33 protein-coding genes and 1 pseudogene are annotated in these 18365 nt (G+C 40.7%); all 34 read right to left on the bottom strand.

The genetic code is table 11. The features are described from left to right. Nucleotides 1–243: 243 nt before the first annotated feature. A complete protein-coding gene (gene truA / locus ACIQXJ_RS21545; protein WP_403057450.1) occupies nucleotides 244–984 on the bottom strand; it encodes a tRNA pseudouridine(38-40) synthase TruA in 741 nt (246 codons plus the stop codon). Between the two features lie 12 nt (nucleotides 985–996). Beyond that, a complete protein-coding gene (locus ACIQXJ_RS21540) occupies nucleotides 997–1794 on the bottom strand; it encodes an energy-coupling factor transporter transmembrane component T family protein (protein WP_403057447.1) in 798 nt (265 codons plus the stop codon). Then, on the bottom strand, nucleotides 1791–2663 hold the full coding sequence (locus tag ACIQXJ_RS21535) for an energy-coupling factor ABC transporter ATP-binding protein (protein WP_403057444.1): 873 nt from the start codon (nucleotides 2661–2663) through the stop codon (nucleotides 1791–1793). The genes ACIQXJ_RS21540 and ACIQXJ_RS21535 overlap by 4 nt, the downstream gene beginning before the upstream one ends. Further along, nucleotides 2639–3484 carry an energy-coupling factor ABC transporter ATP-binding protein gene (locus ACIQXJ_RS21530; RefSeq protein WP_403057441.1) on the bottom strand — a complete coding sequence of 282 codons (846 nt, stop codon included), beginning with the start codon at nucleotides 3482–3484 and terminating at the stop codon, nucleotides 2639–2641. The genes ACIQXJ_RS21535 and ACIQXJ_RS21530 overlap by 25 nt, the downstream gene beginning before the upstream one ends. A 385-nt stretch (nucleotides 3485–3869) precedes the next feature. Beyond that, nucleotides 3870–4250, bottom strand: coding sequence for a 50S ribosomal protein L17 (gene rplQ, locus ACIQXJ_RS21525; RefSeq protein ID WP_010860588.1), 381 nt, complete (start codon nucleotides 4248–4250; stop codon nucleotides 3870–3872). A 56-nt stretch (nucleotides 4251–4306) separates the two neighbouring features. Further along, nucleotides 4307–5251, bottom strand: coding sequence for a DNA-directed RNA polymerase subunit alpha (locus ACIQXJ_RS21520; RefSeq protein WP_004233733.1), 945 nt, complete (start codon nucleotides 5249–5251; stop codon nucleotides 4307–4309). 139 nt (nucleotides 5252–5390) lie between these two features. Further along, nucleotides 5391–5780 (bottom strand): 30S ribosomal protein S11, encoded by a 390-nt coding sequence (gene rpsK, locus ACIQXJ_RS21515; protein ID WP_004233731.1) that lies wholly within the window; start codon nucleotides 5778–5780, stop codon nucleotides 5391–5393. A 25-nt stretch (nucleotides 5781–5805) separates the two neighbouring features. Continuing rightward, entirely contained in the window at nucleotides 5806–6171 is a 366-nt protein-coding gene (gene rpsM, locus ACIQXJ_RS21510) for a 30S ribosomal protein S13 (RefSeq protein WP_024364357.1), read from the bottom strand. A 24-nt stretch (nucleotides 6172–6195) separates the two neighbouring features. Continuing rightward, nucleotides 6196–6309 (bottom strand): 50S ribosomal protein L36, encoded by a 114-nt coding sequence (gene rpmJ, locus ACIQXJ_RS21505; RefSeq protein WP_000868344.1) that lies wholly within the window; start codon nucleotides 6307–6309, stop codon nucleotides 6196–6198. A gap of 37 nt (nucleotides 6310–6346) precedes the next feature. Then, nucleotides 6347–6565: a translation initiation factor IF-1 gene (gene infA / locus ACIQXJ_RS21500; protein ID WP_004233690.1), complete on the bottom strand. Its 219-nt coding sequence runs from the start codon at nucleotides 6563–6565 to the stop codon at nucleotides 6347–6349. Nucleotides 6566–6653: 88 nt separating this feature from the next. Next, nucleotides 6654–6731, bottom strand: a pseudogene (locus ACIQXJ_RS21495) (type I methionyl aminopeptidase); the annotation flags it as partial. Nucleotides 6732–6980: 249 nt separating this feature from the next. Continuing rightward, a complete protein-coding gene (locus ACIQXJ_RS21490; protein ID WP_340821776.1) occupies nucleotides 6981–7634 on the bottom strand; it encodes an adenylate kinase in 654 nt (217 codons plus the stop codon). Nucleotides 7635–7702: 68 nt separating this feature from the next. Continuing rightward, entirely contained in the window at nucleotides 7703–8998 is a 1296-nt protein-coding gene (gene secY / locus ACIQXJ_RS21485; protein WP_173479259.1) for a preprotein translocase subunit SecY, read from the bottom strand. Beyond that, the gene (gene rplO / locus ACIQXJ_RS21480) at nucleotides 8998–9438 is read right to left on the bottom strand and encodes a 50S ribosomal protein L15 (RefSeq protein WP_173479258.1); all 441 of its coding nucleotides are present in this window, start codon (nucleotides 9436–9438) and stop codon (nucleotides 8998–9000) included. The genes secY and rplO overlap by 1 nt, the downstream gene beginning before the upstream one ends. Nucleotides 9439–9472: 34 nt before the next feature. Continuing rightward, entirely contained in the window at nucleotides 9473–9655 is a 183-nt protein-coding gene (gene rpmD / locus ACIQXJ_RS21475; protein ID WP_024364361.1) for a 50S ribosomal protein L30, read from the bottom strand. A gap of 13 nt (nucleotides 9656–9668) precedes the next feature. Beyond that, on the bottom strand, nucleotides 9669–10172 hold the full coding sequence (gene rpsE / locus ACIQXJ_RS21470; RefSeq protein WP_024364362.1) for a 30S ribosomal protein S5: 504 nt from the start codon (nucleotides 10170–10172) through the stop codon (nucleotides 9669–9671). 21 nt (nucleotides 10173–10193) lie between these two features. Then, nucleotides 10194–10553: a 50S ribosomal protein L18 gene (gene rplR / locus ACIQXJ_RS21465; protein WP_401012540.1), complete on the bottom strand. Its 360-nt coding sequence runs from the start codon at nucleotides 10551–10553 to the stop codon at nucleotides 10194–10196. Nucleotides 10554–10585: 32 nt separating this feature from the next. After that, a complete protein-coding gene (gene rplF / locus ACIQXJ_RS21460) occupies nucleotides 10586–11125 on the bottom strand; it encodes a 50S ribosomal protein L6 (RefSeq protein WP_401012538.1) in 540 nt (179 codons plus the stop codon). 30 nt (nucleotides 11126–11155) lie between these two features. Then, on the bottom strand, nucleotides 11156–11554 hold the full coding sequence (rpsH, locus tag ACIQXJ_RS21455) for a 30S ribosomal protein S8 (RefSeq protein ID WP_401012537.1): 399 nt from the start codon (nucleotides 11552–11554) through the stop codon (nucleotides 11156–11158). A gap of 29 nt (nucleotides 11555–11583) precedes the next feature. After that, nucleotides 11584–11769, bottom strand: coding sequence for a type Z 30S ribosomal protein S14 (locus ACIQXJ_RS21450; protein WP_004233656.1), 186 nt, complete (start codon nucleotides 11767–11769; stop codon nucleotides 11584–11586). A 22-nt stretch (nucleotides 11770–11791) separates the two neighbouring features. Then, nucleotides 11792–12331 (bottom strand): 50S ribosomal protein L5, encoded by a 540-nt coding sequence (gene rplE, locus ACIQXJ_RS21445; protein WP_024364365.1) that lies wholly within the window; start codon nucleotides 12329–12331, stop codon nucleotides 11792–11794. Nucleotides 12332–12360: 29 nt separating this feature from the next. After that, on the bottom strand, nucleotides 12361–12669 hold the full coding sequence (gene rplX, locus ACIQXJ_RS21440) for a 50S ribosomal protein L24 (RefSeq protein WP_107925086.1): 309 nt from the start codon (nucleotides 12667–12669) through the stop codon (nucleotides 12361–12363). Nucleotides 12670–12704: 35 nt separating this feature from the next. Next, the gene (gene rplN / locus ACIQXJ_RS21435; protein ID WP_004233650.1) at nucleotides 12705–13073 is read right to left on the bottom strand and encodes a 50S ribosomal protein L14; all 369 of its coding nucleotides are present in this window, start codon (nucleotides 13071–13073) and stop codon (nucleotides 12705–12707) included. Nucleotides 13074–13116: 43 nt separating this feature from the next. Beyond that, nucleotides 13117–13380, bottom strand: a complete 264-nt coding sequence (gene rpsQ, locus ACIQXJ_RS21430) for a 30S ribosomal protein S17 (RefSeq protein ID WP_024364366.1) — start codon at nucleotides 13378–13380, stop codon at nucleotides 13117–13119. 18 nt (nucleotides 13381–13398) lie between these two features. Then, entirely contained in the window at nucleotides 13399–13599 is a 201-nt protein-coding gene (rpmC, locus tag ACIQXJ_RS21425; protein WP_004233646.1) for a 50S ribosomal protein L29, read from the bottom strand. Beyond that, nucleotides 13589–14023 (bottom strand): 50S ribosomal protein L16, encoded by a 435-nt coding sequence (rplP, locus tag ACIQXJ_RS21420; RefSeq protein ID WP_010860599.1) that lies wholly within the window; start codon nucleotides 14021–14023, stop codon nucleotides 13589–13591. The genes rpmC and rplP overlap by 11 nt, the downstream gene beginning before the upstream one ends. Nucleotide 14024: 1 nt before the next feature. Beyond that, nucleotides 14025–14678, bottom strand: a complete 654-nt coding sequence (gene rpsC, locus ACIQXJ_RS21415) for a 30S ribosomal protein S3 (RefSeq protein ID WP_340821766.1) — start codon at nucleotides 14676–14678, stop codon at nucleotides 14025–14027. Between the two features lie 3 nt (nucleotides 14679–14681). Further along, nucleotides 14682–15026: a 50S ribosomal protein L22 gene (rplV, locus tag ACIQXJ_RS21410; RefSeq protein WP_004233639.1), complete on the bottom strand. Its 345-nt coding sequence runs from the start codon at nucleotides 15024–15026 to the stop codon at nucleotides 14682–14684. Nucleotides 15027–15048: 22 nt separating this feature from the next. Next, nucleotides 15049–15327 (bottom strand): 30S ribosomal protein S19, encoded by a 279-nt coding sequence (rpsS, locus tag ACIQXJ_RS21405; protein WP_004233637.1) that lies wholly within the window; start codon nucleotides 15325–15327, stop codon nucleotides 15049–15051. 60 nt (nucleotides 15328–15387) lie between these two features. Continuing rightward, nucleotides 15388–16218: a 50S ribosomal protein L2 gene (rplB, locus tag ACIQXJ_RS21400; RefSeq protein ID WP_340821765.1), complete on the bottom strand. Its 831-nt coding sequence runs from the start codon at nucleotides 16216–16218 to the stop codon at nucleotides 15388–15390. 47 nt (nucleotides 16219–16265) lie between these two features. Further along, nucleotides 16266–16550 (bottom strand): 50S ribosomal protein L23, encoded by a 285-nt coding sequence (gene rplW, locus ACIQXJ_RS21395; protein WP_036205532.1) that lies wholly within the window; start codon nucleotides 16548–16550, stop codon nucleotides 16266–16268. Continuing rightward, nucleotides 16550–17173 (bottom strand): 50S ribosomal protein L4, encoded by a 624-nt coding sequence (gene rplD / locus ACIQXJ_RS21390; protein ID WP_340821763.1) that lies wholly within the window; start codon nucleotides 17171–17173, stop codon nucleotides 16550–16552. The genes rplW and rplD overlap by 1 nt, the downstream gene beginning before the upstream one ends. Before the next feature lie 26 nt (nucleotides 17174–17199). Continuing rightward, nucleotides 17200–17829: a 50S ribosomal protein L3 gene (gene rplC, locus ACIQXJ_RS21385; RefSeq protein WP_368637315.1), complete on the bottom strand. Its 630-nt coding sequence runs from the start codon at nucleotides 17827–17829 to the stop codon at nucleotides 17200–17202. A 46-nt stretch (nucleotides 17830–17875) separates the two neighbouring features. Further along, entirely contained in the window at nucleotides 17876–18184 is a 309-nt protein-coding gene (gene rpsJ, locus ACIQXJ_RS21380) for a 30S ribosomal protein S10 (RefSeq protein ID WP_004233624.1), read from the bottom strand. Nucleotides 18185–18365 lie beyond the last annotated feature (181 nt).

Genomic DNA, 18365 nt, shown 5'->3' with positions numbered 1-18365 from the left:
ACCGTTATTTTTCATTAGTCTACACTATAAGTTTCGGGGCTTATTTTGTGGTGGTAATGAAAATACCATCTGTTATCATATAATGAATGGCTTTTAAAGTCAAGCAATTTCATTAAACACCTGGTGAAGTTGTACAGGGTAACGTTTGGCATTTGCATTGGCATTTTGCCCCTCATATTTTGTTCCATTTAAAGCGAATTTCCGCTCCTATAAAACATACCGTATTCTCTTAAACAAAGCGCCCTAATAGAATACCTTTTCAAGGTATAAACCTTGTGGTGGCGCTGTTTTTCCAGCCTGGTCGCGATCCATCGATGCAACAACGACCTCGACATTTTTCACTTCTCTGCGCCCTATGCCAACTTCCCATAAAGTGCCGGCAATGATGCGTACCATATTGTATAAGAAGCCACTACCTTCAATGACCATATGTAGCTCTTCACCATGCCACTCAAATTGAAGTGCGTTTACTGTTCGCACTTTATTTTGTACACTAGTATTCGCCGCACAAAAACATGAGAAGTCATGCGTCCCGATAATAGCATTTGCAGCCTCCTGCATCGCTTTCACGTCTGGTTTCACACCATTCGTCTCAACTGTGTAATGTCTACGGAACGGGCTTTGTACAAGCTCACAGGACCATATATAGCGATAGCGTTTTCCTGTTACACTATAACGTGCATGAAAATCATCTGCTACTTCCTCAATCGATAATACACGGATATCTCTCGGAAGCTGAACATTTAACGCCTTCATATATTTTTCTACTGGTATTGCAAGCGGCGTATCAAAATGCAGTGTTTGTCCAGTTGCATGTACTCTTGCATCAGTGCGACCACTTGCCGTTACTTTGACCTTGTTACCTTTATGCATAACAGCAAGTACACGCTCAACTTCTGCTTGTACTGTACGCTCTCCTGGTTGCACTTGATAACCAGAAAATTGCGTTCCATCGTAACTAATAATTGCTTTTAATCGTCGCATAAAGCTACTCCTTTAACTTCTATAGAAAAATAATAAAACAGCCATTGCTACTAATAAGGCAAGCGCAAATGTATCGCCTATATCCCACTTTAACTTACGATAGCGCGTACGCCCTTCACCGCCACGATAGCCTCGAACTTCCATCGCAGTCGCTAAGTCCTCTGCACGTTTAAAGGCACTTACAAAGAGTGGTACTAACAGTGGTACAACCGCTTTAATACGGTCTTTTATCGGTCCTGAGGATAAATCAGAACCACGCGCCATTTGCGCCTTCATAATCTTATCTGTCTCATCCATCAACGTTGGAATAAAGCGCAGTGAAATGGACATCATTAGCGCTAGCTCATGAACAGGTACTTTTATTTTTTTCAATGGATTTAGCAATACCTCAATCCCATCTGTAATGGAAATCGGAGATGTTGTCAGTGTTAAAATAGACGTCATAAACACTAAAACTAGGAAACGTGTTGAAATATAAATCCCTTGGCGAACGCCTCCCTCATAGATAGAGATAAATTTCCAATGAAATAATAGGTCGCCTTCCTTCGTCATAAAAATATGTAGCAAGAAAGTAAACGCCATTAAAAAGAGAACAGGCTTCAAGCCATTTATTAAAAAGTACAAGCGTATACGTGACACTAAAACAATGAGTAACGTAAATGCTAATAGCATTGCATATGTTATTGTATTATTAGCTAAAAATACAATAATGATAAATGCAAAAACGAATACGAGTTTAGATCGTGGGTCAAGCCTATGAACAGGAGAATCTCCTGGCAGGAAGCGCCCGAAAATCATCTTCTCCATCATGACTCTGCACGCTCCTCTCTCAATAATCGAGCCATTTCAATCGCTAGCTCCTCTTCTGTTAAACATACCTTTGCTAGAGGTGTATTGATCAGCTTTTCAATCTTTTGTTGGAAGCGTACAATACGTGGTGGTTCTAAACGAAATTGCTTTAATGTTTCAACATCCTTAAAAATATCACGTGGTGTTCCACTCAATACATTTTTCCCCTCATGCATAATAACGATATTGTCAGCATAACGAGCTGCGTCCTCCATACTGTGCGTAACGAGAATCGTCGTTAAACTACGCTCCCGATGTAATGCATAAAACATATCCATAATTTCTTTTTGTCCACGAGGATCTAGCCCAGCTGTTGGTTCGTCTAAAACAATCACCTCTGGCTCCATAGCCAATACACCCGCAATTGCTACACGTCGCATTTGTCCGCCCGAGAGATCAAATGGTGATTTGTCGAGCACATTTTCAGGCAATCCAACTAAACGGACAAGCTCTCTAGCACGTATCTCGGCTTCTTTCTCTGAGACACCGAAATTCATTGGACCGAACATAATATCCTTTAATACCGTTTCTTCAAACAGCTGATGCTCTGGAAATTGAAAAACAATACCTACACGTTGGCGAACCGCCTTTAAATCCTTTGCCTTTTTACCAGCTTCCACTGTGCGATCTCCTATTTGCACCTTACCTGATGTAGGCTTTAGAAGTGCGTTAAAATGCTGAAGAATAGTCGATTTACCGGACCCCGTATGGCCAATAATCGCTTGGTACGTGTGAGATGGAATCTCAAAGTCCACATCGAATAACGCACGTTTTTCAAAAGGTGTTCCTTGAGAGTATGCATAGCTTACTTGTTGAAGTTTGATGTCCATAAATCATTCACCAACTCTTCTTCTGTCATATGTTGTCCCATTAACGGAACACCTTCCTTTTGCAATAACTTTGATAACTTCATGGCAAATGGCAGATCAAGACCTAACTCCGTTAACTTGTTCCCCAGCGAAAATATTTCAGCAGGTGGGCCTTCTGCAAACTTCTTGCCATCATTCATGAAAAGTATACGATCCGCCAGCATGGCTTCTTCTAAATCATGTGTAATCGATAAAACCGTTAGCCCAGTTTCTGCGCGTAATGTTTGTACAGTTTGTAAAACCTCTACACGTCCTTGTGGATCTAACATAGATGTTGCCTCATCTAAAATGAGCAACTTTGGCTTCAAAGCTAATGCCCCTGCAATAGCGACACGTTGCTTCTGTCCGCCAGACAAATGATGTGGCTCATGATCCAAAAAATTGCTCATCTTCACTTGTTCTAGTGATGCATGCACACGCTTTACCATCTCTTCAAACGGTATGCCGTTATTTTCAAGAGCAAAGGCAACATCATCTTGCACTGTAGCTCCTACAAATTGATTGTCTGGATTTTGAAAAACCATCCCCATTTGCGAGCGACATTCCCACAGATTATCTTCATTTAATACTTCTCGTAATATACGTACATCTCCCTGCTGCGGGAATAGTAAACCATTCATTAATTTGGCTATCGTTGATTTACCAGAACCATTATGGCCAACTATAGCAATCCATTCACCTTCCTGTACGGCGAAGCTTACATTTTCGACAGCATTTCGCAGCTCTGGATCTTCAGGTGTATATGAAAAAGTCACATTATTTAATGATAAAATTTCGGGCATTTCTAGAACTCCTCTCTACATGCTCAGCTATACTAACTAACTTACACTTTTTTATGTATGAATTCTACCACAATCAATATGTCGATATAAGAAAAGTGCCTAAGCGCTTATTCCTATATATTAAAAAAAGCACCATCAATTGGCGCTGTTAATAATAAAAAAGCGCGCACCTCATTCGATAGAAATGCGCTAGTCGTTACATTTACAAGAAACACGGGTGCTCAAGCCCTTGTTTCTTTTGAATGAGGTGCGGAGAGCTAAACGAGACGCCACACAACAGTGTCCGCTCATCATAACGCTCAGCTTAATTATTTGTCGTATAAATCGTTTTATAAAGAAAGAGGGTGGTGGTTCCACCCTCTTCACCACTTGTTTTCTCTTATGATTAAACTAATTCAATCACAACAACAGGTGCACCGTCACCACGACGAGGACCTACTTTAAGAATACGAGTGTAACCACCTTGACGTTCTGCGTAACGTGGTGCAACATCATCAAATAGCTTTTGTAGCGCAAATGAAGTTGTTTCGTTACCTTCTTCGTCAGTAGTTGTTACTAGTTCACGACGGATGAATGCAGCAGCTTGACGGCGTGCATGTAAATCTCCGCGTTTACCTAATGTAATCATTTTTTCAACAGCTTTACGTACTTCTTTAGCGCGAGCCTCAGTAGTTTCGATACGCTCGTTGATGATTAAATCAGTAGCTAAGTCACGTAACATCGCTTTACGTTGAGAACTTGTACGACCAAGTTTTCTGTAACCCATGGATGTTTCCCTCCTTTATAAAAAATATCTGATCTTATAAGTTTTGTTTAAATCGCTTAGTCTTCTTTGCGTAACCCTAAACCAAGCTCTTCTAACTTCGCTTTTACCTCTTCTAATGACTTACGTCCAAGGTTACGAACTTTCATCATGTCGTCTTCTGACTTATTCGCAAGTTCTAGTACTGTATTAATACCAGCGCGTTTTAAGCAGTTATAAGAACGAACAGAAAGATCAAGTTCTTCAATAGTCATCTCTAAAACTTTTTCTTTTTGGTCTTCTTCTTTTTCGACCATGATTTCAGCAGTTTGTGCCTCATCTGTCATGCCAACGAAGATGTTTAGATGCTCGGTTAAAATTTTTGCTCCGAGCGAAATCGCCTCTTTCGGACCGATGCTACCATCTGTCCACACATCAAGAGAAAGTTTATCGTAGTCAGAAGACTGACCTACACGAGTATTTTCCACTTGGAAATTGACGCGTGATACTGGAGTGTAAATAGAGTCGATCGGGATCACGCCGATAGGAAGATCCTCACGTTTGTTTTGATCAGCAGGAGTGTAACCACGGCCGCGTTGAGCGTACATACGCATACGTAAATGACCGTTTTTAGCGATTGTTGCAATATATAGATCTGGGTTTAAAATTTCTACGTCACTGTCATGTGTAATGTCAGCAGCCGTAACTGTACCATCGCCCTTTACATCAATCTCAATAACTTTTTCTTCGTCAGAGTAGATTTTAAGAGCAAGCTTTTTCACGTTCAAAATAATTGAAGCTACATCTTCTACAACGCCTTCTACAGTAGAGAATTCGTGAAGTACACCATCAATTTGGATTGAAGTGACAGCAGCTCCTGGTAATGAAGACAGAAGGATACGACGTAAAGAATTACCCAAAGTGTTTCCATATCCGCGTTCAAGCGGTTCTACAACAAACTTTCCATATTTGGAATCTTCGCTGATCTCCACCGTTTCAATCTTTGGTTTTTCAATTTCGATCATTTCATTTACCCTCCTTCAAAACATCGAATGTATAGGTTCTTTCCATCATAGATTCGATCGTCATTGACGTATCGTTTAATATCTGCACAAGACAGTCTGTACAAAAAATGATGTTCTCATACAATATGAGACGCACCCATTACACGCGACGACGTTTTGGCGGACGGCAACCATTGTGAGGAACTGGAGTAACGTCTTTAATAGCAGTTACTTCTAAACCAGCAGCTTGAAGTGCACGAATTGCAGCTTCACGACCAGCACCAGGACCTTTAACAGTTACTTCCAACGTTTTCAGACCATGTTCAAGGGATGTTTTAGCAGCAGTTTCTGCAGCCATTTGTGCAGCGAATGGTGTAGATTTACGTGAACCACGGAAACCAAGAGCACCAGCACTTGACCAAGATACAGCGTTACCTTGCATATCTGTAATCGTTACAATTGTATTGTTAAATGTAGAACGAATGTGTGCAATACCAGATTCGATATTCTTTTTCACACGACGTTTACGAGTTTGTTGTTTACGAGCCATGTTAAGAAGGAACCTCCTTTACGTATTATTTTTTCTTGTTCGCAACTGTTTTACGAGGACCTTTACGCGTACGCGCATTGTTCTTCGTATTTTGACCACGAACAGGTAAACCACGACGGTGACGGATACCACGGAATGAACCGATTTCCATCAGACGTTTAATATTTAATGAAGTTTCGCGACGTAAGTCACCTTCAAGTTTGTAAGAATCTAATTGTTCACGGATTAGGTTTAACTGATCTTCAGTTAAGTCGCGTACGCGTGTATCTTCTGAAATACCTGCGCCAGCTAATACTTTCTGAGCTGTAGTTTTACCAATACCGTAAATGTAAGTTAATGAAATTACCACGCGTTTGTCGCGAGGAATGTCAACACCAGCAATACGTGCCATGTACGTTGTGCACCTCCTTTAGAATCAACCTTGTTTTTGTTTGTGTTTAGGATTTTCACAGATTACCATTACTTTACCGCGTCGGCGAATTACTTTACATTTTTCGCAGATCGGTTTCACAGATGGTCTCACTTTCATCTAACCTAACCTCCTTAATAGTCCGGAGCGCAAAAGATTATTTAAAACGGTATGTGATACGACCGCGAGTTAAATCATAAGGAGATAACTCGATAGTAACCTTATCTCCAGGTAGAATGCGGATAAAGTGCATACGAATCTTACCAGATACGTGTGCTAAAATCACATGTCCATTTTCTAATTCTACCTTAAACATCGCGTTTGGCAAAGTCTCAACAACTGTCCCTTCGACTTCAATTACATCATCTTTCGCCATCTACTCTGTCTCTCCTCTCTATATGCAAATTAAAGTTCTCATCGTTACATCAAACGGATATCTGCTGCAACTATAGAAGCAACCTCGTTTCAACATATGTTTGGATTGTATGAGAGATGTTTGAAAGACGCTCGTCTGGTTTCGCTTCACACAATCCACGGAATATACAGGACCAGTATAGGCACTGAATCTCCCATGTTTACACGAATACCGGAATGTCTTTGATGAGATATTCATACCCGTTACACAGATGCTTCCACGAAACCCATTATACTCTCTTAAAAGTAATGTTGCACTTTTTAAAAGAAATATATACCGGGCACAATATGCTTTTGCAACTCTCAAAAAAATTATGTTTCGGTGTTGCTCCCGCATGCCTCCCGCGGAAGCAGTATTCTGCGCCCGGAGCCGGGTATCAGCTGCGGCTGCTCTGTAAAAGAGCATCAAGATCAGCAAACACTTTATTAATATCTTGCTGTCCATCAATATTTGTTAACACACCTTTAGCTTCATAGAAGTTAAGTAAAGGTTGTGCTTGATTCATATTTACTTCCAGACGGTTTGCAACCGTTTCAGGATTATCATCCGCACGTGTGTAAAGTTCGCCGCCGTCTTTATCACATTTACCTTCCACAGCTGGTGGATTGAAAATTAAATGATAAGATGTACCACAAGTTTTACAAATACGACGACCTGATAAACGAGCAATAAGCTCATCTTTTTCAACTTGAATGTTTAACGTATGCTCAATAGCTTTACCAAGATCAGCTAAAATGCTATCTAAAGCTTCAGCTTGTGGAACAGTACGTGGGAATCCATCTAATAAGAAGCCCTTTTCACAATCAGGTTTAGCAAGTCGCTCACGAACAATACCAATCGTTACTTCATCAGGTACAAGAGCACCTTGATCCATAAACGATTTAGCCTGTAAGCCTAGTTCTGTACCATCTTTAATAGCGGCACGGAACATATCTCCTGTAGAAATATGAGGAATTGCATACTTCTCAACAATTTTATCTGCCTGTGTACCTTTACCAGCACCTGGCAGACCCATTAAAACGATATTCATCGGAAATAGTCCTCCCACAAAAGGTTTGCTGATTTCAGGAAACGAAGAACGTTCCCTTAAAATCAACATTATTTCATAAAGCCTTTGTAGTGACGTTTAACAAGTTGGGATTCTAGCTGTTTCATCGTTTCTAGCGCTACGCCGACTACGATAATTATACTAGTACCACCGATTTGCACTGAAGCAGGTAGATTCATAAGGTTGATGAATATAATCGGCATTACAGCAATTACAGTTAAGAATATCGCGCCAACAAAAGTCAGACGATATAACACGCTTGTTAAATACGTTTGAGTGTTTTCACCCGGGCGAATACCTGGAATGTAAGCACCTTGTTTTTTCAAGTTGTCTGCCACATTTTCTGGATTCACTTGTACGAATGCATAGAAATATGTGAACGCGACGATCAATGCAACGTAAATCAACATCCCAACAGGTTTCTGATAATCAAACGTGTTTTCAATGAATGTTGTTACATCATTTTGACCAAAGAACGCTGCTAACGTACGAGGCGTAACAAGGAACGCTACTGAGAAGATTACCGGAATAACCCCTGCAGCATTTACTTTTAACGGTAAGTGCGTTTGTTGACCACCTGTTTGTTGATTGCGTCCAGTAACTCGTTTTGCATATTGAATTGGGATTTTACGAAGTGCTTGTTGCACGTAAATTACACCAACGACAATTGCAAGTAAAATCAAAGCAAGTAATGCAAGGATGATAATGTTAATAAACAGTTTATCACCAGCACCCTCTATTTGTTGTGCATAAATTTGGTTTATTCCTGTAGGTAATGCTGCAACGATACCTGCGAAAATTACGACAGAAATACCATTACCAACACCATGTGCAGTAATTTGCTCAGCAAGCCATACAAGGAAAGCTGTACCAGCTGTCAATACAATTGAAATTGTAACGTAAGTTAGAATTCCCTCTTCTTTAATCAAAGATCCACCATACATTTTGTTGAAACCAAATGACATCGCGAATGATTGAATAAAGGCAAGAATAATTGTAAAGTAGCGAGTAAATTGTGCAAGTTTACGTCTTCCGACTTCACCTTGCTTTGCCCACTCAGCAAACTTCGGTACTACGTCCATTTGCAATAACTGAACAATAATTGAGGCTGTGATGTATGGCATAATTCCCATCGCGAAGATAGAGAAGTTTTTCAAAGCACCACCGCCAAAAGTATTGAGGAAACCAACGAGGTTAAACTCATCAGTTGCCTTTAATACATTTGCGTCAACGTTCGGTACTGGTATGAATGTACCAATACGGAAAACGATTAACATTAAAAGAGTGAAAATGATTTTATTTCTTATATCTCGAACACGCATAAAGTTAGAGATTGTCTGAAACATTAAATCACCTCAGTAGTTCCGCCGGCATTCTCGATTGCTTCTTTCGCTGAAGCTGAGAATTTATGAGCTTTAACTGTAAGCTTTTTGTTAAGTGTTCCGTTTCCAAGAACTTTAATTCCAGCTTTTTCATTGCTCACAAGACCAGTTTCAAGTAATAATGCAGTTGTTACTTCTGCACCGTCTTCGAAACGGTTTAATGTGTCAAGGTTAACGATAGCGTATTCTTTACGGTTAATGTTCGTAAAGCCACGTTTTGGTAAACGACGGAATAACGGGTTTTGTCCGCCCTCAAAGCCTGGGCGTACACCGCCGCCAGATCGAGAGTTTTGACCTTTATGTCCTCTACCCGCAGTTTTACCGTTACCAGAACCGATACCACGACCAACGCGATTGCGTTGCTTACGAGAACCTTCTGCTGGTTTTAACTCATGCAGTTTCATAGTGGGTGGCACCTCCTTGTTCATTAATTAAAAATTAATTTTCTTTTACAGTAACTAAGTGAGCTACTTTATCAAGCATACCGCGAGTAGCTGCATTATCAGCTTTCTCAACAGTTTGATTTAATTTACGCAAACCAAGAGCTTCAATAGTTTTACGTTGTGCCGGTTTAGAACCGATCACAGATTTTGTAAGGGTGATTTCTAATTTGTTAGCCATTATTATTCCCCCCTTATCCTAATATTTCTTCCACTGATTTGCCACGTAATTTTGCAACGTCCTCTACGCGTTTTAATTCAGTTAAACCTTGAACAGTAGCACGCACCATGTTAATTGGTGTGTTAGATCCAAGTGATTTTGAAAGAATATCAGTAATACCAGCAAGTTCTAGTACGGCACGTACTGGACCACCAGCGATAACCCCTGTACCAGGAGCAGCAGGTTTGATTAGGATTTCTCCTGCACCGAAGCGACCAAGCACTAAGTGTGGAGTTGTTCCACCTACACGTGGCACTTCGATTAAGTTTTTCTTCGCATCTTCAACAGCTTTACGGATAGCATCTGGCACCTCTTGAGCTTTACCAGTACCGAAACCAACATGTCCGTTTCTATCGCCAACTACAACTAATGCTGTGAAGCGGAAGCGACGTCCACCTTTAACAACTTTAGCAACACGGTTAATAGTAACTACGCGTTCTTCAAGTTCTCCAAGTTTGTTTGCGTCAATTCGACTCATGAAATGTGTCCCTCCTTCTTATTAAAATTCTAAACCGTTCTCACGTGCAGCTTCAGCTAAAGCTTTAACACGTCCATGATATAAGTAACCACCACGGTCAAATACTATAGCAGTAATATTTTTTTCCGTAGCGCGTTTCGCGATTGTTTCACCGATTTTTGATGCAGCTTCTACGTTGTTACCAGCACCTTCAAAACCATTCTCTTGAGAAGATGCGCTAACAAGTGTTACGCCTGCTACGTCATCGATAAGTTGAGCGTAGATGTTCTTGTTAGAACGGAATACGTTTAAGCGTGGACGCTCAGCAGTACCCGTAATTTTAGAACGTACTCGCGCATGACGTTTTTTACGAACTTGATTTTTATCCTGTTTCGTAATCACAAGGGTCACTCCTTTCTAATGCTTAAGCAGCATTATTTACCTGTTTTACCTTCTTTACGACGAACGTATTCGCCTTCGTAACGGATACCTTTACCTTTATACGGCTCTGGTGGACGAACGTCACGGATATTAGATGCAAGAGCGCCAACGCGTTCTTTGCTGATACCTTTAACGATGATTTTTGTGTTAGAAGGAACTTCTACTTCAAGACCATCTTCTGGTGTGAACTCAACTGGGTGAGAGTAACCTACGTTAAGTACAAGCTTTTTACCTTGTAATTGCGCACGGTAACCGACACCGATAAGTTCTAATGATTTTTCGAAACCTACAGAAACACCAGTAACCATGTTCGCTAATAGCGCACGAGTTGTACCGTGGTTTGTGCGGTGTTCTTTTGAATCAGAAGGACGAGATACAGAGATCACATTACCTTCTTGCTCAATTTTCATATCTTGGTGGAAAGAACGAACAAGTTCGCCTTTAGGACCTTTAACAGTAACAGTATTGTCAGCTTCGACAGTAATAGTTACGTTAGCTGGTACCTCGATAATTTTTTTACCTACACGAGACATTTAGTTGCACCTCCATTCATTTATTGCTAATTACCAAACGTATGCTAGAACTTCGCCGCCAACTTGTTTAGCGCGAGCTTCTTTATCTGTTAATAAACCTTGTGAAGTTGACACTAAAGCGATACCAAGACCGTTCAGTACTTTAGGAACTTCATTTGTTTTAGCATATACACGTAGACCAGGTTTAGAAATACGTTTTAGGCCAGTGATAACGCGTTCGTTTTCTTTACCGTATTTTAAGAAGATACGGATGATACCTTGTTTGTTGTCTTCCACGTATTCTACGTCACGTACGAAACCTTCACGCTTTAAAATTTCAGCGATTTCTTTTTTCACGTTGGAAGCTGGTACTTCTAACTTCTCGTGACGAACCATGTTCGCATTACGAATGCGAGTTAGCATATCTGCAATCGGATCAGTCATTGTCATTACATTTACCTCCTTCCCAAATTAGGGGATTACCAGCTGGCTTTTTTCACGCCAGGAATTTGTCCCTTATATGCAAGTTCTCGGAAACAAATACGGCAAAGTTTGAATTTGCGATATACTGAGTGTGGACGACCACAGCGTTCACAACGTGTATATTCTTGCACTTTAAACTTTTGCTTACGTTGTTGTTTAACGATCATAGATTTTTTAGCCACGTTTTCGCCCTCCTTGTTTAAATTACTTTTGGAACGGCATACCGAATTGTGTCAATAACTCGCGAGCTTCTTCGTCAGAGTTCGCTGTCGTTACGATCACGATGTCCATACCGCGTACTTTTGAAACTTTATCGTAATCGATTTCTGGGAAAATTAATTGCTCTTTAACACCTAGAGTGTAGTTACCGCGACCATCGAATGCTTTTTTAGAAACACCACGGAAGTCACGTACACGAGGTAATGCGATTGCGATTAATTTATCCAAGAATTCATACATACGCTCACCGCGTAATGTAACTTTAGCACCGATAGGCATACCTTCACGTAGACGGAAACCTGCGATCGATTTTTTAGCTTTAGTTACTACTGGTTTTTGACCAGTGATAATTGTCAATTCTTCTACAGCTGCATCTAGCGCTTTAGAGTTTTGAACTGCGTCGCCAACACCCATGTTGATAACGATTTTATCAACTTTTGGAAGTTGCATTACTGATTTATATCCAAATTTGCTCATTAGAGCAGGAGAAACTTCATTTAAATATTTTTCTTTTAGGCGGCTCATGTGTGTACCTCCCTTCTTTTATTTACTAATTAGTCGATTACTGCACCTGATTTTTTTGCAACACGAACTTTTTTACCGTTTTCGATTTTATAACCTACACGAGTCGGCTCGCCAGATTTAGGATCGATTAGCATTACGTTCGAAACGTGAATTGCAGCCTCTTGGCTAACAATCCCACCTTGTGGATTCAATTGGTTAGGTTTAACGTGTTTTTTCACGATGTTTACACCTTCAACAAGAACGCGATCTTGTTTAGGGAAAGAAGCTAGGATTACTCCTTCTTTGCCTTTGTCCTTACCAGTGATAACCTTAACCTTGTCACCTTTTTTTACATGCATGCTGTCGCACCTCCTTGATTGGCACTGTCATGAAATTAAAGAACTTCTGGAGCTAGAGAAACGATTTTCATGAAGTTGCTGTCACGTAATTCACGTGCAACAGGTCCGAAAATACGAGTTCCGCGTGGTGATTTATCATCACGAATAATTACACAAGCATTTTCATCAAATTTGATGTAAGTACCGTCTTTACGGCGAACGCCTGATTTAGTACGAACGATAACAGCTTTAACAACGTCACCCTTCTTGACAACGCCACCTGGTGTTGCTTTCTTAACTGTACAAACAACGATATCACCGATGTTAGCAGTTTTACGGCCAGAGCCACCAAGCACTTTAATTGTAAGAACTTCACGTGCACCTGAGTTGTCAGCAACTTTCATACGACTTTCTTGTTGGATCACTTAGGTTACCTCCCTTCGGAAATTGGTTGTTCCGAAATAGTTATTAAATAATAACCGCTTTTTCTACAACTTCAACTAGACGGAAACGTTTAGTAGCTGATAGCGGGCGAGTCTCCATGATACGTACGATATCACCGATTTTCGCTTGGTTTTGCTCATCATGAGCTTTAAACTTTTTAGAGTACTTTACACGTTTACCATAAAGCTTATGCTTTTTGTGAGTTTCAACTAAAACAGAAATTGTTTTGTCCATTTTATCTGAAACGACGCGGCCCGTGTAAACTTTGCGTTGATTACGCTCAGTCATACTTGAAAACCTCCTTTATCAGTTATTTGCACTGATTTCTCTTTCACGAATAACAGTTTTCATACGCGCGATTGCTTTACGCACTTCACGAATACGAGCTGTGTTTTCTAATTGACCAGTCGCCAATTGGAAGCGAAGGTTGAAAAGCTCTTCTTTCAGTGATTTCACTTTTAATTCAATTTCAGAAGTGGCAAGGTCACGGATTTCATTAGCTTTCATTAGATTCACCACCAGTTTCTTGACGTTTTACGATCTTACATTTAACAGGAAGCTTATGTGATGCTAAACGAAGTGCTTCACGTGCAATCTCTTCAGATACACCAGCAATTTCGAACATTACTTTTCCTGGTTTAACAACTGCTACCCAACCTTCAGGAGAACCTTTACCAGAACCCATGCGGACTTCTAGAGGTTTTTTCGTGTAAGGTTTGTGCGGGAAGATTTTAATCCAAACTTTACCGCCACGTTTCATGTAACGAGTCATCGCGATACGTGCAGATTCGATTTGACGGTTAGTAATCCAGCTAGCAGTTTGAGCTTGTAAGCCCCATTCGCCGAAAGATACTTCTTTGCCGCCTTTCGCTTCGCCACGCATGTTTCCGCGGTGTTCACGACGGTATTTTACGCGTTTAGGCAATAACATATTATTTGCCTCCTTCCACAGATTTCTTCGTAGGAAGAACTTCACCACGGTAGATCCATACTTTAACGCCTAATTTACCGTAAGTAGTGTCAGCTTCTGCGTGTGCATAGTCGATGTCAGCACGTAGAGTATGAAGTGGAACAGTTCCTTCACTATAGTGTTCAGCACGCGCGATATCAGCGCCACCTAAACGACCAGATACTTGTGTTTTAATTCCTTTTGCTCCTGCACGGATTGTGCGTTGGATCGCTTGCTTTTGCGCACGACGGAATGAAACACGGTTTTCTAATTGACGAGCGATGTTTTCAGCTACTAGACGAGCGTCAAGATCAGCACGTTTAATTTCGATAATGTTGATGTGTACACGTTTACCAGTTAGTTCGCCAAGGTATTTACGAAGGTTTTCAACTTCAGTACCACCTTTACCGATTACCATCCCTGGTTTAGCAGTGTGAATTGTAATGTTTACACGGTTTGCAGCACGTTCGATTTCAACTTTAGAAACAGAAGCGTCTTTAAGAGCCGTTTCAATATATTTACGCACTTTGATGTCTTCGTGAAGTAGAGTTGCATAGTCTTTTTCAGCGTACCATTTTGACTCCCAGTCACGAATAATACCAACGCGCAGTCCTATTGGATGTACTTTTTGACCCACGGATTAACCCTCCTTCTTCTCAGATACCACTAAAGTGATGTGGCTTGTGCGTTTGTTAATTGCGCTTGCACGTCCTTGTGCACGTGGACGGAAACGTTTTAATGTTGGACCTTCATCAACGAATACTTCAGAAACTACTAAAGAGTTGATATCTAGATCGTAGTTGTGCTCAGCATTAGCAACTGCAGATTTTAATACTTTCTCAACGACTGGAGACGCCGCTTTTGGAGTATGACGTAAAATTGCAACTGCCTCACCTACTTGCTTACCTCGGATTAAGTCTACAACTAGACGGACTTTACGAGGAGCGATACGTACTGTGCGAGCGATAGCTTTAGCTTGTGTCATTAGGAATTACCTCCTCTCAAAATTAGCGTCTTGTTTTCTTGTCGTCTGCACCGTGACCTTTATAAGTACGTGTCGGCGCGAATTCACCAAGTTTGTGGCCTACCATATCTTCTGTTACGTATACAGGAACATGTTTACGTCCATCATATACAGCAATTGTTAATCCGATGAAGTTCGGGAAGATTGTAGAACGGCGAGACCAAGTCTTAATAACTTGTTTCTTCTCAGAAGCCTCTTGTGCTTCCACTTTTTTCATTAAGTGGTCGTCAACAAAAGGTCCTTTTTTCAAACTGCGACCCATGTAGGAACCTCCCTCTGTGATTCCACCACGGCTCTCACATAGAACCGTAGTTTAACCACTTTATTTTTTACGACTACGGATGATGAATTTATCCGATTTGTTTTTCTTATTACGAGTTTTGTAACCAAGTGCTGGTTTACCCCAAGGAGTCATCGGTGATTTACGTCCGATTGGAGAACGTCCTTCACCACCACCGTGTGGGTGATCGTTAGGGTTCATTACAGAACCACGAACAGTTGGGCGTTTACCTAACCAACGGCTACGACCTGCTTTACCGATGTGTACAAGTTCATGTTGTTCGTTACCAACTTGACCGATTGTAGCGCGGCAAGTAGCAAGAACTAAACGTACTTCACCAGATTGTAGACGAACGATTACGTATTTGTCTTCACGACCAAGTACTTGCGCAGAAGTACCAGCAGAACGTACTAATTGTCCACCTTTACCAGGTTTTAACTCGATGTTATGGATTGTTGTACCCATTGGAATGTTTGCTAATGGTAATGCGTTACCTACTTTAATATCAGCATCTGGACCAGATACGATTGTTTGACCAACCTCTAGACCTTTTGGTGCTAAGATGTAAGCTTTTGCTCCATCAGCGTAATTGATTAATGCGATATTCGCAGAACGGTTTGGATCATATTCAATAGTAGCAACTTTCGCTGGAATGCCATCTTTAATACGCTTGAAATCGATGACACGATATTGCTTCTTATGACCACCACCATGATGACGAACAGTGATTTTACCTTGGTTGTTACGACCAGCTTTGCGTTTAGTTGGTTCAAGCAATGATTTCTCAGGCTTGTTAGTTGTAATTTCCGCAAAGTCTAAAGACGTCATATTACGACGACCATTAGAGGTAGGTTTATACTTTTTAATCGCCATTGTGTTTCCCTCCTTCTTGATTGTTCAAATCATAAATCCCTAAAGGATTACATTTCGAATAATTCGATGTCTTTGCTGTCCGCAGTTAGTTTAACAATCGCTTTACGACGTTTGTTAGTATAACCACCGTAACGGCCAACGCGTTTAAATTTACCTTTGTAGTTAAGAACGTTTACTTTCTCAACGTTTACGCCAAAGATTTCTTCTACAGCGTCTTTTACTTGAGTTTTGTTAGCGCGAGTGTCTACTTCGAAAGTATACTTTTTCTCTGCCATAAGTTCTGAAGAACGCTCAGTAATGACCGGACGTTTTAAAATATCACGTGCTTCCATTATCCAAGCACCTCCTCAACTTTTTCTACTGCAGACTTAGTGAATACAACTTTTTCGTGACCTAAAAGATCAAGAACGTTGATTCCGTTTGCAGTTAAAACTGTTACACCAGGGATGTTACGAGCAGATAATGCTACGTTTTCATCAAGGTCAGCAGTTACGAATAAAGATTTTTTCTCTAAAGAAAGATCTTTAAGAATTTTTGTAAATTCTTTTGTTTTTGGTGCTGCTAGTGTAAGAGCATCAAGAACTAAGAAGTTTTGTTCTACAACTTTAGCTGATAAAGCTGATTTAAGAGCTAAACGACGAACTTTTTTAGGTAATTTATAAGAGTAGCTACGTGGAGTTGGACCAAATACCACACCACCGCCGCGCCATTGTGGAGAACGGATAGAACCTTGACGAGCACGACCAGTTCCTTTTTGACGCCATGGTTTACGACCACCACCAGCAACTTCAGAACGGTTTTTAACCTTATGATTACCTTGACGTAGAGAAGCGCGTTGTGCAACTACTGCGTCGAATAATACTGCTTCATTTGGCTCGATTCCGAAGATCGCTTCGTTTAACTCGATTTCACCAACTGAAGCACCTGTTTGACTAAGTACAGATACTTTTGTCATTCCTGTTTCCTCCTTTCTCGAAGTGATTAGTTAGCTTTAATTGCAGTTTTAACTGTAACTAGAGCTTTTTTAGAACCAGGAACATTACCTTTAACAAGTAGTAGGTTACGTTCCGCATCAACTTTAACGATTTCTAAGTTTTGGATTGTAACTACTGTGCCACCCATTTGACCAGGCAATTTCTTTTGTTTAAATACGCGGTTCGGAGCAACTGGACCCATTGAACCAGGACGACGGTGGTAACGAGAACCGTGGGCCATTGGACCACGAGATTGTCCGTGGCGTTTGATAACACCTTGGAAACCTTTACCTTTAGTAACTCCTGTTACATCAATTACATCGCCTTCTGCGAAAATTTCTACTTTGACTTCTTGACCAACTTCGTATTCTCCAACGTTCACGTTGCGGAATTCACGAATGAAGCGCTTAGGAGCAGTATTCGCTTTTGCTACGTGACCTTGTTCTGGTTTGTTAGAAAGCTTAACGCGCTTATCTTCGAAACCAACTTGGATCGCTTCGTAGCCGTCAGTATCAACAGTTTTCTTTTGAAGAACTACGTTTGGAGTAGCTTCGATAACTGTTACCGGGATTAAATCGCCGTTTTCAGCGAAAACTTGTGTCATACCAATTTTTCTACCTAAGATTCCTTTAGCCATTTGTCACACCTCCTGTAAGTTTTAAAAAGTTATATTGTTTTTACCATTAAAGTTTGATTTCGATATCAACGCCAGATGGTAAATCAAGTTTCATTAACGCATCAACAGTTTGTGGTGTTGGGTTAACGATATCGATCAGACGTTTATGCGTACGCATCTCGAATTGTTCACGAGAATCTTTGTACTTGTGAACAGCACGTAGAATTGTGTACACAGACTTCTCAGTTGGAAGTGGAATCGGACCTGATACACTTGCACCTGAACGTTTTGCAGTCTCCACAATTTTCTCAGCAGACTGATCTAAAATACGGTGATCATACGCTTTTAAACGAATACGAATCTTTTGTTTTGCCATTATTTTCCCTCCTTCTCGCCTATTTTCTAGACATTCTCCACGAAAATTCTCCAACACACCGCCATGGCAAAGCGGCCGGGTGTGTCGGCAACCTCTCGTTTCATCGCAGTCAAAGACCAACATTCAACATTATATACAATAAAAAAAGAATAAGCAAGTCTTTTCGCTAAATTCTTTTAAA

The organism is Lysinibacillus sp. NPDC097868 (assembly GCF_044761135.1).
In the GTDB taxonomy this organism is placed as follows: Bacteria; Bacillota; Bacilli; order Bacillales_A; family Planococcaceae; genus Lysinibacillus.
The sequence above is the reverse complement of the archived record's forward strand: the minus strand, read 5'-3'. Positions and strand labels throughout refer to the sequence as shown.